The 15,539-nt window shown below is 62.0% G+C and carries 13 protein-coding genes; 2 read left to right on the top strand and 11 right to left on the bottom strand.

From position 1 onward, the window contains the following. The first annotated feature begins 751 nt into the window (after positions 1-751). Entirely contained in the window at positions 752-1,219 is a 468-nt protein-coding gene (locus CK498_RS14180; RefSeq protein ID WP_095621522.1) for a hypothetical protein, read from the top strand. Positions 1,220-1,372: 153 nt separating this feature from the next. On the opposite strand, the gene CK498_RS14175 is transcribed toward CK498_RS14180, so the two are convergent. The 8 genes from CK498_RS14175 to guaB all read right to left on the bottom strand — a co-directional run bounded on the left by CK498_RS14175 (position 1,373) and on the right by guaB (position 10,284). After that, positions 1,373-2,755 carry a CHAD domain-containing protein gene (locus tag CK498_RS14175; protein ID WP_095621521.1) on the bottom strand — a complete coding sequence of 461 codons (1,383 nt, stop codon included), beginning with the start codon at positions 2,753-2,755 and terminating at the stop codon, positions 1,373-1,375. A 590-nt stretch (positions 2,756-3,345) separates the two neighbouring features. After that, positions 3,346-3,810: a hypothetical protein gene (locus tag CK498_RS14170; RefSeq protein WP_095621520.1), complete on the bottom strand. Its 465-nt coding sequence runs from the start codon at positions 3,808-3,810 to the stop codon at positions 3,346-3,348. A 90-nt stretch (positions 3,811-3,900) separates the two neighbouring features. Next, a complete protein-coding gene (locus tag CK498_RS26385; protein WP_217987778.1) occupies positions 3,901-4,203 on the bottom strand; it encodes a hypothetical protein in 303 nt (100 codons plus the stop codon). An 89-nt stretch (positions 4,204-4,292) separates the two neighbouring features. Continuing rightward, the gene (locus tag CK498_RS26380; RefSeq protein ID WP_217987777.1) at positions 4,293-4,679 is read right to left on the bottom strand and encodes a hypothetical protein; all 387 of its coding nucleotides are present in this window, start codon (positions 4,677-4,679) and stop codon (positions 4,293-4,295) included. A 123-nt stretch (positions 4,680-4,802) separates the two neighbouring features. After that, a complete protein-coding gene (locus CK498_RS14160) occupies positions 4,803-5,096 on the bottom strand; it encodes a hypothetical protein (protein WP_095621519.1) in 294 nt (97 codons plus the stop codon). Between the two features lie 406 nt (positions 5,097-5,502). Continuing rightward, entirely contained in the window at positions 5,503-6,879 is a 1,377-nt protein-coding gene (locus tag CK498_RS14155) for a hypothetical protein (RefSeq protein ID WP_095621518.1), read from the bottom strand. A 265-nt stretch (positions 6,880-7,144) separates the two neighbouring features. After that, a complete protein-coding gene (guaA, locus tag CK498_RS14150; RefSeq protein WP_095621517.1) occupies positions 7,145-8,719 on the bottom strand; it encodes a glutamine-hydrolyzing GMP synthase in 1,575 nt (524 codons plus the stop codon). Between the two features lie 95 nt (positions 8,720-8,814). Then, positions 8,815-10,284, bottom strand: a complete 1,470-nt coding sequence (gene guaB, locus CK498_RS14145) for an IMP dehydrogenase (protein ID WP_095621516.1) — start codon at positions 10,282-10,284, stop codon at positions 8,815-8,817. 157 nt (positions 10,285-10,441) lie between these two features. Here guaB and xseA point away from each other — a divergent pair, with 157 nt between their 5' ends. After that, on the top strand, positions 10,442-11,797 hold the full coding sequence (gene xseA, locus CK498_RS14140) for an exodeoxyribonuclease VII large subunit (protein WP_095621515.1): 1,356 nt from the start codon (positions 10,442-10,444) through the stop codon (positions 11,795-11,797). On the opposite strand, the gene glrR is transcribed toward xseA, so the two are convergent. Genes glrR through CK498_RS14125 form a run of 3 tightly spaced genes read right to left on the bottom strand, consistent with a single transcriptional unit; the run spans position 11,798 to position 15,263 of the window. Next, positions 11,798-13,180, bottom strand: coding sequence for a two-component system response regulator GlrR (gene glrR / locus CK498_RS14135; protein ID WP_095621514.1), 1,383 nt, complete (start codon positions 13,178-13,180; stop codon positions 11,798-11,800). A gap of 34 nt (positions 13,181-13,214) precedes the next feature. Next, positions 13,215-13,751 (bottom strand): hypothetical protein, encoded by a 537-nt coding sequence (locus CK498_RS14130; protein ID WP_095621513.1) that lies wholly within the window; start codon positions 13,749-13,751, stop codon positions 13,215-13,217. Positions 13,752-13,754: 3 nt separating this feature from the next. Next, a complete protein-coding gene (locus tag CK498_RS14125) occupies positions 13,755-15,263 on the bottom strand; it encodes a sensor histidine kinase (protein WP_095621512.1) in 1,509 nt (502 codons plus the stop codon). Between the last annotated feature and the right edge of the window lie 276 nt (positions 15,264-15,539).

Raw genomic sequence — 15,539 nt, 5'->3', positions numbered from 1 at the left:
TGACCCACTTCATCCATCACATACAGGTCGACGCCAGCGAGTTATGATTGATTTACTCCCTCTCAATCGTCGCGGGGGCTTGCTGCTGACGATACGTTGCGAGAGAAACGTCGTAGGCCAGGCCAAGCTGCCGGGCAGTGGCTCGCCCAGATGATGGATGGCGAAGAACCCGCGGTGGATATAGCGCCGTTCCTGGCTGATCGCTTCTGAGTGTGAATCACCAAAACAGCGCTGTAAGACATTGCTTACATTGCTGTAAGAGATTGCTGAAATCCCGTCCCATCGGTAGCCAAGGCACCAACGATAGTGATAATCGATAATCACTCAGGGTACGAGATCGAAGGTACCAGTCCATGGATCTGGCAAAGCTTGGCGATAAGGTGGCCTGCTCCTGTAAAGGAGGGCCGCACCACATCGTTTCCGGTGCCTCTACCCTCCCCCTCCAGTACAAGCGGCTATACATTACTCGGCGATTTTCTTACTACCCTGACGACCGATATTGCATCGAAAGACATCGAAGTGCCCGCACTGAAGTATCGCGAGTTCTCCGTCCCATTTCTCGAAGTCAAGCGGGCATTTCCACCTGGCCTGATGACAACTTCGACCCCATTGGCCATGCCGACTTCTCACTGCCTATGCCGCCCCGCCGCCTGGCGCTTCAACTGAACGGCGGCTATTTCTATTCCAGCGGCTCAGGTAACTTGGCCTCCCGCACGACAAGCATCGCCGTTGAGATCGAGGTAGAACCATTGTGAAAAGCAGCTTACTTATTGCGCTAGCCACCCTACTGCTTACCGCCTGCTCACCGGCCCAAGGCGAATCAGCAGAGCACTACCAGGAACGTGCCAACGCAGCACTTATCAAAGCACATGGCGATGCCAACCAGCTAGAGGATGTGCTCAGGATCTACGATGAGGGTCTCGAAAAGCACCCAACCGACACCGATCTTCTCAACAGCCGCGCACAGCTAAACGCTAGCCTAGGCCACTACGCTGCGGCCAAGGCTGATCTGGATATTCTTAAAGAAGGAGAGTTACACAAGGAAGGGAGGCTGATGCGCTGCATGTTGCAAGAGCGTTTGGAGGGAGCCACGGACGATGCCTTGGCGTGCTACTCAGAAGTGCAGAGTGACTACGCCAGCGAAATCACTGCCCCCCGGATGCCAACCACGTCCTGGCGGCTCGCCTGGCCGCATCACCCGAAGCCATTCCCCTGCTAGAGGAGTGGCAAGCCAGCGACGATCCGATGAAGAACCCAATGGTGGAAGAGATGCTGGAGATGGAGCGGGAAGCGCTTATTCAGATGCTATTGCCTTAATGGCTTATCAGCGCCTAGATGTAGGGTCCCGGATGATCGGCGGCGCTGCTGCCGTTCAGGCGTTCAGCGGGGCGAGCGTCATGATCGCCTCGCGCTGGGCGTCCTTCTCGGTCTGGAGGGCGGCCTGCCAGGCGGCGATATCAGCGCTGGCGTCGGCGGGGGCCGCGCCGCTCTCGACGAAGGCGGCAAGCCAGGCTTCCCGAGTGCAGAGATCCTGGAGCTCCCCCAGCAGGGTCTGGCGCTGCTTCAGGTCGGCCAGCAGCGCACGGTGGCGCTTCGGTTGCAGCTCGGCCAGGTAACGGATGCGCTTCACGGTCTTGCGCAGGTCGTGGAAGGCCTGGTCCGGGGCCTCAAGCGAGAGGGCGACAAGGTCGCGGTTGTGGTCGGCGATGCGCTCGGCGAGTACCGCTTCGATACGCGCCGGGGTTATCCGAGCCAGGGCTTCACGGAACGCTTCACCCTCGAGGTAGGCCTCCCAGGCCTGCATCTCCACGGCATAGTCCGGCTGGCGAAGCTGCTGGCAGAGCCGCTGCTGCTCCCCGCGAGCCCGCTCGCTCAGCCAACCGTGAAGAGCACGGCGCGTGCCCTCCTCCGCGGCGGGCGGCGCGGTTGCCAGGCGCGCCAGGAAGACATCGAGGTCGCGCAGGTCGCTGGTGTCCTGGGCGCGCCGCTTGAGGTGCTTGAGGTGGCGCTTCAGGCCGGGCACCTTGTCGCGCCCAGAGGCGCGGGCGGTGGCCAGTAGCGCCTCGCCGATGGCGCGACTGCGACGCAGGTTGACCCGGTACTGGTGCAGGAATTCGGGGTCGGCACCGGCCATCACCCCGGGCTCGAGGGCTCTGACCAGGGCGTAGAGATGCCCAAGCTGCATCTGTAGGCAGGCAGCCAGGTCGGCCTTTCCCTGCGCGCGCGGCGCGGGGGCACGGCGCTGGAAGAGCGAGTGGCTGGCCGCCGTCGGCACCAGGCTGGCGGCAAGCCGGGCGCAATCGGGCGCAAGTGCCTGCCAGGGGCCACCCGGCAGGACGAGATGCAGCAGGCCGCCGGTGGGCAGCCGATCTGGCGCGTCATGGCAGAGCCAACGGCCGAGCTCCACCAGGGCCGGGTTGTGGCCGATCACCAGCATCCGCTCGGTCGGGTCGGGAAGACGCTTCACCCAGTCAAGCAGCGCCTCCCCTGCGAAGGCGTAGAGTGCATCCTGGCGGTGGGCCCGTGCGGCCAGGCCCAGGTTGGGTACGGCGGCATCAAGGGCCACCAGGGTCTCCCAGGTGCGCCGCGCGCTGCTGACGTGGATCTCACCCGCCAGGGCGCCCCAGCGCTGCAGGGGGCCGGCCATGGCGGCGGCCTGTCGCAGCCCACGCCGGCGCAGCGGCCGCTGGTGGTCGCTCATGTCGCTGCTAGCCTGGCGAGCCTTGGCGTGACGCATCAGGAAGAGGTGGCGCATGGGGGGTCTCCAGCAAGCCGCTCTTGCTGCCAAGCTTAGGCCAAGCCGGGCGCGCGCTCCCGGCGACAACGAGTACTAGTCTCTTACCGCAGTCTATATCGTGTTATTGCAGCATGAGCCATTGGTTTAAATCGACAACCCCCCCATGCAACAGTTCCTAGAATTTTTGTGCTGAAACTTCAAAGTTTTGATGCTTTATTGATCTACTCTTGGAGATATAAGCTTGGGTAGTTCACGTCGAATGCAGCTCCCATCGCCACAGCCTGAAGAGCCACATCTAACCATCGCCAGCCAGAGATGATAGGCATGGCCGCTTTCGGCCGAGGCTGTGTGAAAACGCTTGGAGCGTCTCGGGCTGGTCAAAAGGTGATCAAAAATGGTGCTCTCTCGCGCATTATGAGGCAGTTGCAAGGCAAGTTCTCTCCAGATTTCGCGTACAAGCACCATCTTCAGGAAAGCCGAGGAGTTTTCACACAGCCTGGGCCAGAAGCAGCCATTGAGATTACTCTGATGTATAACGTTTGCAGCATGCGCGTCCAGGGAATGGAGCCGAAGGCGCAATGTAATGGGCGTCGCCATGCCTGCACTAGTTATGTGCTGCTCCGGCGCTGCACCACAGTTTTTTTGATTATTCGCCGATTAATCTTCTTCTTCCAGGCAATCTGCTTCGGCGATAGCTTCCGCTTCCGGCGGGTGTCCATCAAGAACTTATATTCTGTGTCAAAGATATAACCAAGCTTGAAAGCATGATGAATTAAATCCTCGTTTGCATTAGCGGTATCGTCGGCAGCTATTCGGCGAAGAGCTGCGAAAAGGTTGCCAGTTTCAATGCCTATAAATCTGTTAATGCAGACGTTGCCGACATACGTTGTATTGCCATTAAGCTGATTTCGAATATAGCAATGTTCTTTGATGTCCTGACCGCAAGGGCAACTATCAAACTCTTCGCTGACCTCTACCCCAATAAGAGTCCATTCAGTTCTTGCCGTATCGAAATCGTTGGCCACTGAGAGGGGTAAAATGTGAGCGGCTAAGCGCTCTCTATTATGATCCATAACCTACCTCCCCCTAGCATATAACACTGAGCTTTGCGGCAATTTTGGAACCGCGAAACGGTGTAAAAATTGCAAGGCAACAGCGGCTTGTTATATTTGAAATTTGGATCTCAAATAAGCAACCGTCTCTGGATCGGCACCATGTTCTTCAAGTTCCGCGAGCACGGCATACAGGACTTCCCGATGTTCTTCAACTGAACAACTGAACTCAGGGGGCTCTTTCAGATCAAAATTAGTTTGCCCTGCAATAGCCGCCAATTCTTGGATATCCTCGTCGGAATGATGATCTATTTTTTCAAATGTCATCGACTCTGCTCTAGCCAATAAATCTATCGCCTCTTTCACCACGCCAGATAAATATGAATAAAATTCTCTTGCTTCCGGAGGATACATGAGATCAATTTCTTTACCGAATACTTTTTGAACCCCATCGCCGTCTAAAAACGAATTGATACAGGACTCGATTATCGCTCTGTGTGACTCTATGAGTCGAAACAGTTCATTTCCTTTAGCTGTCTCATAGAAAATTTGAGGGCTCCACTGCACGGCACGGCACGGCTCAACAGAGTCCCATCAAGATGGCCAATCCCGCGATTGCGAAAATGGTTCGAGAAAACAAGTTTCTTTTTTAGCTCTCTGGTTTTATTTACAAAATCTTTTGGGGCTTCCAGCTGCAATCTGTCCAATGCGTCTTTGACGTTGTTTAACGTCAGAAAAACACTTCGCGTTGCTCGAAATTTTGTCAGAAGGTCTTTGGTCTCTTTTATCGGTTGGGAAAGGACCTCATCTAGGTGCTGAAGCTCATCGCGCAATATCAGTAAATTGAGGAATTGGGACTTTTCTCGAAACTGGTATTGGTCTTTTTTCATTAGACTTCCCAATCGACAATATGTATCAGAAAAATATAACGGCCAAGCTCACAGCCGGAAATGTAGCGCAGCGGAATTGCCGTCCAGTGCAGCGCCTTGTTGGGGGCAATTTCTCATTTTACGCTAATAAAAATAACATTCGCCATATACATATTCGCCACTTTCCGTATAAGCACCTTCTAGTTCAGCGTAGTCCTTTGAATAGCGGTAACACTCGCCATAAACATACTCGCCGCTTTCTGTGTAAGCGCCATCCAGTTCCCCGTAGTCCTTGTTATACATGTAACATTCGCCATAAACATACTCACCACTTTCTGTGTAAGCGCCATCCAGCTCACAGTAAGAATTGGCATACGCAACGGAGCTCGTGCAAAAAGCTAAGGCCGCAAGCATAATTACCCTGTTTACTTTTCTCATTTATCTCTCCTTAAGGGCTTTGGCGTTATTGCCACCCCAACAGTTGTATTATGTAGCATGCTTGATATTCCATTTGAACGCGCACGTGCGTTCAATAATATTATGCTGCGCGCTCGCCCACCGTTTATCTTGTTGAAAACCCAGGAAATTAAGTATAGCTTGGCAGAATAATACCGATCATTGTGCATGCTGTTTATCCCCAGTGAACGTGCCTTCTGCTTTCCCGCATGTCCGCTTTGGGTCGATTTCTGCCTTTTTCTCAAGCCAATGCTGCGATGCCCAACAAGCCAAGACTATCTCCATGAGTTGTGATTTGTAGCTGCCTTCTCCCACAGTCATCGGGATGGCTGCGCATACCGCAGGAACCCCGGGAGAGCTACCAATCTCTCTGAAGATGATGTGTGTACTACTCAGCCGCATCCCATCCTTCCGTATCACTTTGCCGTTGCTCCACATCATCTTCATCAGCATCACTTTTTCCCTCGGCCGGATCGCGCCGATGCAGCTTGGGTGGGGGGGCTACCCACGCCCTGAGCCGCTGCCCAACCTGCTGGTAAAAGTGCGGCACTGCCTTTTCCAGTTCTTCGATGAAAATCTTGTTGCCCGCGAAGCGATGGCCAAGATCGGCCATATAGAACACCTCGAAGGCACTCGGAACGACTGTGGTCGCTGGTGAGTCCAGTGCAGTGGCGTCTTCAAGTACTTGGGCTAGGGTGGCCTGCGTCTCCTCGGCGCGGCCTGGGCGGACAGCCTTGATGTACATGCTGTCGACCTCTGCCTTGGTAAGCTGCCGGGCTAGCCAGTTGACGCGGGCAGTACTGCGCTTCTTGTCCTGGGGTGCCACCACACGCATGGAACAAACGATGGTGCGCTTGGTGAGATCGGCAGAAACGTCCAAGTCGGCAGCAGCATCCGGCACTTCCAGACAACAACTCAATACCTTGTCCTTGGCCAGGGCTTCGCAGTCGTCCTTGAGTCGCTTGACCGGATCGGTGCGGTGAGCACGAGCCAGCTTTAGCTTGACGGGCCGCCCCAGCTTGCGGCTCATTACCAGGCATAGGTCGCGCTGCTCCTGATGCCAGCTGGAGACGGTGTTCTCCACTTCCTCGGTATTCTTGCCCAGTACGGCGCCACTCTTGACCTTGCCCACCACCTCCTTCCACTCCCGGTTCATGCTATCGAAACGGGAGATGCCACTGGATTCATGGCCGAGGTAGCGAAGCACCTCCTCCAGCATAAAGCGCTGGTCAGGCGAAGTGATCTCGCCAGACTCCAGCAGTAGCGTCGCCTGAGTCACCGCGTACATCCAGGACCAGTGATAGAGCTCGACGCCCTTGAGCATCGATTTTGGCACCTTCACCGGGTGATGTGAGGGTATCGCGACGAACTGGTTGGTGATGGTAATGACCGCGTCTACCTTGTGCTTCTTGGCCTGCTGAAGATATTGCTTGAGCTGTTCCTCGCCGATGTCAGCATTGCCGATCTTGGCTTCTACTAGAGCACTCCACGTCTTGCGCCCGGTTTGCAGCACAATCAGTCCATCTGGCCGGTCACTCTTGGCCGCACCGGGATCGGCTTCCAGCACGATCTCCGTCCAGGCCCCCAACACCGCCCGGCTTCCTACGCGCACTCCCAGTGACAGGAGCATCTGCTGCCGGAACTCATGGACGCCTCGCAGCGCGGCGAGCAGTACCGAGGCCGCACGTTGTTCACGATTAGTATCGGCAACGACAGGAATCAATCTGGCCTCTTCGCCACGTTTGACGAAATCAGGACGCTCCATGGTCACTCTCCCTGCGTATTGTCTTTATTGTTGAAAGGGATCGCTGAACGCAGCGGTCAGGATCCGGGGGGCATGGTCTGATGGCTCTGCATGCCACTTCCCTTCTACAGTCCCTGGTTATTACCACTGTTATCGGCAGCTATCTCAGCGACCTTAACCCAGTACACAAGACTAGGTAACAGATTGCAAAAAAAAGGGCCCACCCTTTGGTAGACCCTTGATCTCGGTCAGCTTAGCCGCATCAGGCGTTCTGCCTAGCCGCGCCTCACTCCCACTCAATCGTCGCGGGCGGCTTGCTGCTGACGTCATAGGTCACACGTGAGACGCCGCTGATCTCGTTGATGATGCGGTTGGAGACGGTCTCCAGCAGCTCATACGGGAGATGTGCCCACCTTGCGGTCATGAAGTCGATGGTTTCCACGGCGCGCAGGGCGATAACCCATTCGTAGCGGCGGCCGTCGCCGACCACACCCACGGATTTGACCGGCAGGAACACGGCGAAGGCCTGGCTGGTCTTGTGGTACCAGTCGGCGTTGTGCAGTTCCTCGATGAAGATGGCGTCGGCTTCGCGCAGGATGTCGGCGTACTCCTTCTTCACTTCGCCGAGGATGCGCACGCCCAGGCCCGGCCCCGGGAAAGGGTGGCGGTAGACCATGTCATACGGCAGGCCGAGCTCGACGCCGAGCTTGCGCACTTCGTCCTTGAACAGCTCGCGCAGCGGTTCGACCAGCTTGAGCTTCATGGTCTCGGGCAGGCCGCCGACGTTGTGGTGCGACTTGATCACGTGGGCCTTGCCGGTCTTGCTGGCGGCGGATTCGATCACGTCAGGGTAGATGGTGCCCTGGGCCAGGAAGTCGACGCCTTCGATCTTGCTGGCCTCTTCATCGAACACCTCAATGAAGGTGTTGCCGATGATCTTGCGCTTGGCCTCGGGGTCGGCCTCGCCCTTGAGGTTGTCGAGGAACAGGTCCTCGGCGTCGACGCGGATCACCTTCACGCCCATGTGCTTGGCGAAGGTCTCCATCACCTGCCCGCCCTCGTTCTTGCGCAGCAGGCCGTTGTCGACGAACACGCAGGTCAGCTGGTCGCCGATGGCGCGGTGCAGGAGGGCTGCCACCACTGAGGAGTCGACGCCGCCGGAAAGGGCCAGCAGCACGTGGCGATCGCCGACCTGATCGCGCACCCGGGCAACCTGGTCTTCGATGATCTTGGCCGGGGTCCAGAGTTTCTCGGCGCCGCAGATGCCGACCACGAAGTGCTCGAGAATGCGCTGGCCCTGCAGGGTGTGGGTCACCTCGGGGTGGAACTGCACGCCGTAGAAGTGCTTCTCGGCCCAGCTCATGGCGGCGATGGGGCAGCTCGGGGTGGAGGCGGTCACGGTGAAGGTGTCCGGCGCGCGGGCGACCTTGTCGCCGTGGCTCATCCACACGTCGAGCAGCGCCTTGCCGTCGTGGTCCACATGGTCCTTGATGTCGCGGAACAGGTCGTCGCTGCTGTCGATGGTGACCTGGGCGTAGCCGAATTCGTGCTTATTGGAGCCTTCCACGGCGCCGCCGAGCTGCTCGGCCATGGTCTGCATGCCGTAGCAGATGCCCAGCACCGGCAGGCCCAGTTCGAACACGCACTGCGGCGCGCGGGGCGAGCCTTCGGCCACGGTGGACTCCGGCCCACCGGAGAGGATGATGCCGTTGGGGGCGTACTCGCGGATCTCCTCCTCGGTGATGTCGAAGGCGCGCACTTCGGAGTAAACGCCGATCTCGCGCACGCGGCGGGCGATCAGCTGGGTGTACTGGGAGCCGAAGTCGAGGATCAGGATCTTGTGGGCGTGAATGTCGGTCATCTGGGCGTCTCTTGCTGGCAGCGTAGGCGGCGGGCCGGATACAAAAGGGTGCGGCGGGATATGCCCCGCCGCGGTGGTACCTCTTGGGCTAGCGGTTAACTAGCCCGGTAGTTCGGGGCTTCCTTGGTGATCTGCACGTCGTGGACGTGGGATTCGGCGAAGCCGGCCCCGGTGATCTGCACGAACTCGGGCTTGGTGCGCATCTCGAGGATGGTGGTGCAGCCGGTGTAGCCCATCGAGGCGCGCAGGCCGCCCATCAGCTGGTGGACGATGGCGCTCATCATGCCCTTGTAGGGCACGCGGCCTTCGACGCCTTCCGGCACCAGCTTGTCGGCGCCGGCGTCCTTGTCCTGGAAGTAGCGGTCGCTGGAGCCCTGGCTCTGGGACATGGCGCCCATCGAGCCCATGCCGCGGTAGGCCTTGTAGGTGCGCCCCTGGTAGAGCTCGACCTCGCCCGGCGCCTCTTCGGTGCCGGCCAGCAGGCCACCGATCATCACCGTGCTGGCACCGGCGGCGATGGCCTTGGCCAGGTCGCCGGAGAAGCGGATGCCACCGTCGGCGATCAGCGGGATGTCGTAGGGCTTGAGCGCCTCGGCGACGTTGGAGACCGCGCTGATCTGCGGTACGCCGACGCCGGCCACCACGCGGGTGGTGCAGATCGAACCCGGGCCGATACCGACCTTGACCCCATCGGCACCGGCTTCGGCCAGTGCCACGGCGGCGCCGGCGGTGGCGATGTTGCCACCGATCACCTGCACCCCGGGGAAGTGCTCCTTGGCCCAGCGCACGCGGTCGATCACGCCCTTGGAGTGGCCGTGGGCGGTGTCGACGACGATCACATCGACCCCGGCCTCGGCCAGCGCGGCGATGCGGTCCGGGGTCTCGGGGCCGGTGCCCACCGCGGCGCCGACCAGCAGGCGGCCGTCGGCATCCTTGGCGGCGAACGGGTAGGTGCGCGCCTTCTCGATGTCGCGCACCGTGACCAGGCCGTGCAGATGGAAGTCCTCATCGACGATCAGGATCTTCTCGATGCGGTTCTCCTGCAGCTTGACCTTGATCTCCGACAGCGGCGTGCCCACCGGCACGGTGACCAGCTTGTCGCGCGGGGTCATGATCGCCTCGACGCTGTCGCTGTGGTCGGGCTGGAAGCGCATGTCGCGGCCGGTGACGATGCCCACCAGGGTCTCGCCCTCGACCACCGGGAAGCCGGAGTAGCCGTACTCGTCGGCCATCGCCAGCAGGTCCTGCAGCTTGGCCTTGGGGCCCACGGTGACGGGGTCCTTGACGATCACGCTCTCGTGCTTCTTGACCTTGCGCACCTCGGCGGCCTGGCCGGCGATGGTCATGTTCTTGTGGATGATGCCGATGCCACCTTCCTGGGCCATGGCGATGGCCAGGCGCGCTTCGGTGACGGTATCCATGGCGGACGAGACGAGCGGGATATTGAGTTCGAGGTTGCGGGTCAGGCGGGACTTGAGGCTGACGTCCTTGGGCAGGACCTCAGAGTAGCCGGGAACGAGTAATACGTCATCGAACGTAAGTGCTTCTTGAGCCATACGTAGCATAGCGGCAACACCCATTTTGAGCAGATGGGAAGTGGGGCGAGGGAAAAGTTAATCGAGCATTATAGCGGGTCGGGTGCGGGTGCAGCAATGCGAGTCGTGGTCTGTCGCACATGGCGTGCTAAGCTGCGGGTTTTCGCCGCGTAAAGTAGCTTCCGCCATGCCCGCCGCTCCCGATACCGTGCTCTCCGTCAGCGACCTCAACCGCCGCGCCCGCCTGCTGCTGGAGGGCGACTTCGGCGACTGCTGGGTGGAAGGCGAGCTGTCCGGGGTGTCGCGGCCGGCCTCGGGCCACGTCTACTTCACCCTCAAGGATGAGCGCGCCCAGCTGCGCTGCGCGCTGTTTCGCAACCGCGCGCGCTTCGTCGCCGCGCCGCTCAACAACGGCGACCGGGTCAAGCTGCGCGGCAAGGTGTCGCTGTTCGAACCGCGTGGCGATTTCCAGATGATCGTCGATGCGGTACAGGCGGCCGGCGCCGGCGACCTGCTCGCCGCCCTGGAGCGCCTCAAGCATCAGCTCGCCGCCCAGGGGGTGTTCGCCAATGCCCGCGCCCTGCCCTTTCCGCCGCGCCGGCTGGTGGTGATGACCTCGCCCAGCGGCGCGGCGATCCGCGACGTGCTGGCGGTACTGCAGGCACGCTGGCCGCTGGTGGAGGTCAGCATCGTGCCGGTACCGGTGCAGGGCCGCGAGGCGGCGCCGGCGATGATCCGCGCCCTGGCGCTGCTCAACCGTCAGAGCGAACCGGGAGGCCGCTTCGACCCGGCGCGCGATGCGCTGCTGATCACCCGCGGCGGCGGCAGCCTCGAGGACCTGTGGGCCTTCAACGACGAGCACCTGGCGCGGGCGATCTTCCATTCGCGGCTGGCGGTGATGTCGGCGGTGGGCCACGAGGTCGACACCGGCCTCAGCGACTTCGCCGCCGACGCCCGTGCCCCGACCCCCTCCGCCGCCGCCGAGATGCTGGTGCCCGACCAGGCCGACCTGCGCCGGCGGCTGGGCCTCGCCGGCCGGCGGCTGGCCGCAGCTCAGCAGACCCGGCTTCAGCGCGAGACCCAGCGCCTCGACCACCTGCGCGCACGGCTGCGCCACCCCGGCGAGCGCCTCGCCCAGCAGCGCCAGCATCTGGCCCAGCTGGAGGCGCGCCTGCAGCGCGCCATGCGCGCGCGCCTCGAGCACGGCCGCCAGCGCCAGCAGCACCTGCAGGCGCGGCTCAACGGCATCGACCCGGCCGGCCTGCTACGCCAGGCCGAGCTGCGCAAGCGCCAGGCCAGTGAGCGGCTGTTCGCCGCCATGCCGCGCCAGCTGGAGCGCCAGCGCAGCCGCCTCGAGGCCCTGGCCCGCGAGCTGCAGGCGGTCAGCCCGCTGGCGGTACTGGGCCGCGGCTATGCCATCGTGGAGGACGAACAGGGGCAGGTGGTGCGCCGCGCCGCCGACGCCCAGCCCGGCCAGGCGTTGACTACCCGGCTCGGCGAGGGGCGCCTCGCGGTCGAGGTCAAGCGGCGCCTGGAGGAGTAGCTAGCCGTTGCTGACCAGCTCGGCGGCGCCCGGCTTGAAGCTGCTGGGCTCTAGCTCGTGGCGATTGAGCAGCTTGTAGAAGTCGGTGCGGTTGCGCCCGGCGATGCGCGCCGCCTGGGTGACGTTGCCCTCGGTGATCTTGAGCACCTTGATCAGGTAGCTGCGCTCGAAGCTGGCGCGCGCCTCGTTGAACGACGGCAGCGCATTCTCCTCGGCGGCCAGCGCCTGGGAGACCAGCGCCTCGGGAATCATCGGCGAGCTGGTCAGCGCCACGCACTGCTCCACCACGTTGACCAGCTGGCGCACGTTGCCCGGCCAGGCGCTGGAGGCCAGCAGGTTGAGCGCCTCCGGCGAGAAGCCCTTGACGAACGGCTTGTGGCGCTCGGCGGCCTGGGTCACCAGGTGCTTGGCCAGCAGTGGCACGTCCTCGGCACGCTCCTTGAGCGCCGGCAGCTTGAGATTGACCACGTTGAGGCGGTAGTAGAGATCCTCGCGGAAGTCGCCCTCGCGCATGGCGCGGTCGAGATCGCGGTGGGTCGCCGAGATGATGCGCACGTCGATGGGCACCGAGGTGGTCGACCCCAGCGGGCGAATCTGGCGCTCCTGGATGGCGCGCAGCAGCTTGACCTGCAGGGTCAGCGGCATGTCGCCGATCTCGTCGAGGAACAGGGTGCCGCCGTCGGCGGCCTGGAACAGCCCCTGGTGCTGGTTCACCGCACCGGTGAAGGCGCCCTTGGCGTGGCCGAACAGCTCGCTCTCGAGCAGCTGCTCGGGCAGCGCGCCGCAGTTGATGGCGACGAACGGCTTGTCGGCCCGGGTGCTGGCATGGTGAATGGCGTTGGCCATCAACTCCTTGCCCGACCCCGAGGGGCCGGTGACCAGCACGCTGACGTCGGCGCCGGCGACCATCCGCGCCTGCTCGAGAATGCGCTCCATCTGCGGGCTACGGGTGATGATCGCCGCGCGCCAGGCGTTGTCGCCGTCGACCGCCGGCCCCGGGGTCTGCGACAGCGCCTCGTCGATGGCGGCAAACAGCTCCTCGCGGTCCACCGGTTTGGTCAGGAAGCTGAACACCCCCTGGCGGGTAGCGCTCACCGCATCGGGGATCGAGCCGTGGGCGGTGAGGATGATCACCGGTAGGCCGGGGGCCTGGCGCTGGATCTCATGAAACAGCGCCAACCCATCCATTTCGTCCATGCGCAGGTCGGATAGCACCAGGTCAGGCCGCGACTCGCCGAGCCTGTCGAGGGCCTGGCGGCCGCTTTCAGCGGTGGTGACACGAAAGCCGCGGCTCTCCAGGCGCAGGCCCAGCAGCTTCAACAGGCTCGCGTCGTCATCCACCAGCAGGATATGGGCGCCTTGCGGTCGGGCTGCTTGTTTCACGATTCACTTCCTCGTCTCGTCGGTATTTCAGGCCTCAGGGCGAGAATTGGCGCAGGTTGATGCTCTGCTCGATATCGGTCAGCGCCTCGAGCTTCTCGGCCAGCGACTCGTTTTCTTCAGCCAGGCCGCGACGTTCGCTTTCGCTGCGCTCGAGCCGGTTGGCCAAGGCGCGTCGCCCCTCTACTTCGTTGAGCCAGTAGCGCAGCAGCGGCTGCAGGTCGCTGGGTGCGGCATGCAGGTCGTCGCGCAGTAGCTCGGCGGCCTCGCTCCATTGCCGCTCACTGCCCCAGGCCAGCACCACCGCGCGCTGCAGGTGCTGCTCCGGCGTGCTGCCCTGCAGCTGCTCGATCTGCGCATCCCGCCACTCGCGGTCGCCGCGCTGCGAGGCCAGGCCATAGGCCACCCAGGCATCCACCAGGCAGGGACTCTCAACCAGGGTAGGAGTCGGCTCATTGCACTGGGTGGGCAGCTCTGGCTCTGGTTCCACCTCGCTCTGCTGCATGGCAGGAAACGCTTCACATCCCACCAGCAGCATCACCGCGGCGAGTGACAGCAGTGTTCTATAGTTCATGGTTCAGTTGTTCCTTGCGTGTAAGCTCGCCGCCTCTGTGGGCAGCATCAAGGTCGTATTGTTCGTCTCTTGCCCGCTGGCATCGGCATCTATCCAGGGCAGCACCAGGCGAAAACACACCGGCAACTGGTTGTCTTCGACCAGCATTAGCTCACCGTGCTGGGCGCGGGCGCAGTCGGCGGCCACCGACAGGCCGATCCCCGACCCCTTGAGCGGGCCCTTGCGGCGCGCCCGGCCCTGGTAGAACGCCTCGAACAGCCGCGGGCGGTCTTCCTCGGCGATCGGCTCACCGCTGTTGGCCACCTCGACGAACAGCCGTTCGCCGCGGACCCAGGCGCGGATCGCCAATTCGCCGCCGTCTTCGCCATAGGCAATGGCATTGGACAGCAAATTGTCGAGAATACGCCCGGTGGCAATGCGATCGGCCTGCCAGTCGAGGGGCTTGTCGAACCACTCGACACGCATCTCCTTGTGCTCGAGGGCCAGCTGGTGCTTGGCCAGCAGCTCCTTGACCACGGTAGCCAGGTCGAAACGCACCACCCTGGTGCCCTTGTCGTGCTGCAGCAGATTGTAGTCGAGCAACTGCTCGATCAGGGTCTGCAGCTCCTTGCCGCTGCTGTCGATCAACTCGAGGATCTCCAACTGGCGCGGGGTGATCTCGCCGGCCACGCCGTCGCTGAGTAGCGCAGTGCCCTCGCGCACGCTGGCCAGCGGGGTCTTGAGTTCGTGGGACATATGGCGCAGGAACTGCTGTTTCTGGGCCTCCAGCTCGCTGAGCCGCGATGACAGCCAGTCGAGCCGATCGCCGAGGCTGACCAGCTCGGCCGGGCCCTGGATGGTCTTGGCCGGCGCCGCCGTGCCGCTGTTGCCGAGCCCCAGGATGCGCCGTTCGAGCTGCCGGATGGGGCGGATGATCAGCCAGGTGAATAGCAGCATCAGCAGCAGGCTTGCCGACACCAGTGCCGCGGTCTGCAGCCATAGCTGGGTCTGGACGCTACTGGCCTGCTCGCGAATGGTGTCGATGCGCGCATCGATATGCCGGTTGGTGGCACGGCGTACCGCCTCGGTGTTGGCGGCGAAGGGCACGAAGGCGAACAGCTCCTCGCGGAACTCTTCGATGGGCAGCTCGGGCATGCTGCGCAGCAGGCCGAGCTGGTCGACCAGCGCCAGCATGTGCGGGTCATCGGGCAGCAGCCGGCGATGCTGGGCGAGCAGGTCGCCGAACTCCTCGACGCGCTCGAGATAGATCTCCATCAAGCCTTCCTGCTCGATCACTGCGTACTGCCGCGCGCTGCGTTCCATCTCCAGCGCCAGGCTGGAGAGCTCGCGGGCACGGCGCGTCTCTTCCACCGCCTGGCGGGCGCTAACGTCGGCCAGGCGGGTGAGTTCGGAGAGTGCCTGCCCAGCCTGAAACATCAGCACACCTAGTGGCAGCATCACCACGATGAAGGCTAGCAGCACCAGCTGCAGCAGCGAGCGGGGGCGCCAGCGGCGCGAGACCTGGGTGGTCATGACCAATGTTCTATGTAAAAGGAAAAGAGGCGGCGTCATGGGTGTTCCACACAGGATAACAGATTTGTCGTTATTGCCGGCGGGCAAAAAAAGAGGGCCGGCAGAGCCGGCCCAAGGTACGCAGGGAACTGAAGGGGTAGAGATTGAGATGCATTAGCCGCCTGGCCGGATCATCCATCATCGCACTCTGGGGACCCGAAGGTCCGGAAGCCATGCGACGGCATTCTCATCATGCCAGGATCCGCCGTCGCACTTTGGAGTGGCACGCCACTCGGC

Origin of the sequence: Halomonas salipaludis (assembly GCF_002286975.1) — a bacterium.
Lineage (GTDB): Bacteria > Pseudomonadota > Gammaproteobacteria > Pseudomonadales > Halomonadaceae > Franzmannia > Franzmannia salipaludis.
Note: the sequence above shows the minus strand (reverse complement) of the source record. Positions and strands in the feature narration are given on the sequence as shown.

Bases quoted from the DNA above. Each gene is read 5' to 3' on its own strand.
- CK498_RS14175 (WP_095621521.1), bottom strand. From the start codon at position 2,755: ATGCGCCACCTCTTCCTGATGCGTCACGCCAAGGCTCGCCAGGCTAGC.
- CK498_RS14170 (WP_095621520.1), bottom strand. From the start codon at position 3,810: ATGGATCATAATAGAGAGCGCTTAGCCGCTCACATTTTACCCCTCTCA.
- CK498_RS26385 (WP_217987778.1), bottom strand. From the start codon at position 4,203: ATGTATCCTCCGGAAGCAAGAGAATTTTATTCATATTTATCTGGCGTG.
- CK498_RS26380 (WP_217987777.1), bottom strand. From the start codon at position 4,679: ATGAAAAAAGACCAATACCAGTTTCGAGAAAAGTCCCAATTCCTCAAT.
- CK498_RS14160 (WP_095621519.1), bottom strand. From the start codon at position 5,096: ATGAGAAAAGTAAACAGGGTAATTATGCTTGCGGCCTTAGCTTTTTGC.
- CK498_RS14155 (WP_095621518.1), bottom strand. From the start codon at position 6,879: ATGGAGCGTCCTGATTTCGTCAAACGTGGCGAAGAGGCCAGATTGATT.
- guaA (WP_095621517.1), bottom strand. From the start codon at position 8,719: ATGACCGACATTCACGCCCACAAGATCCTGATCCTCGACTTCGGCTCC.
- guaB (WP_095621516.1), bottom strand. From the start codon at position 10,284: ATGCTACGTATGGCTCAAGAAGCACTTACGTTCGATGACGTATTACTC.
- xseA (WP_095621515.1), top strand. From the start codon at position 10,442: ATGCCCGCCGCTCCCGATACCGTGCTCTCCGTCAGCGACCTCAACCGC.
- CK498_RS14130 (WP_095621513.1), bottom strand. From the start codon at position 13,751: ATGAACTATAGAACACTGCTGTCACTCGCCGCGGTGATGCTGCTGGTG.
- CK498_RS14125 (WP_095621512.1), bottom strand. From the start codon at position 15,263: ATGACCACCCAGGTCTCGCGCCGCTGGCGCCCCCGCTCGCTGCTGCAG.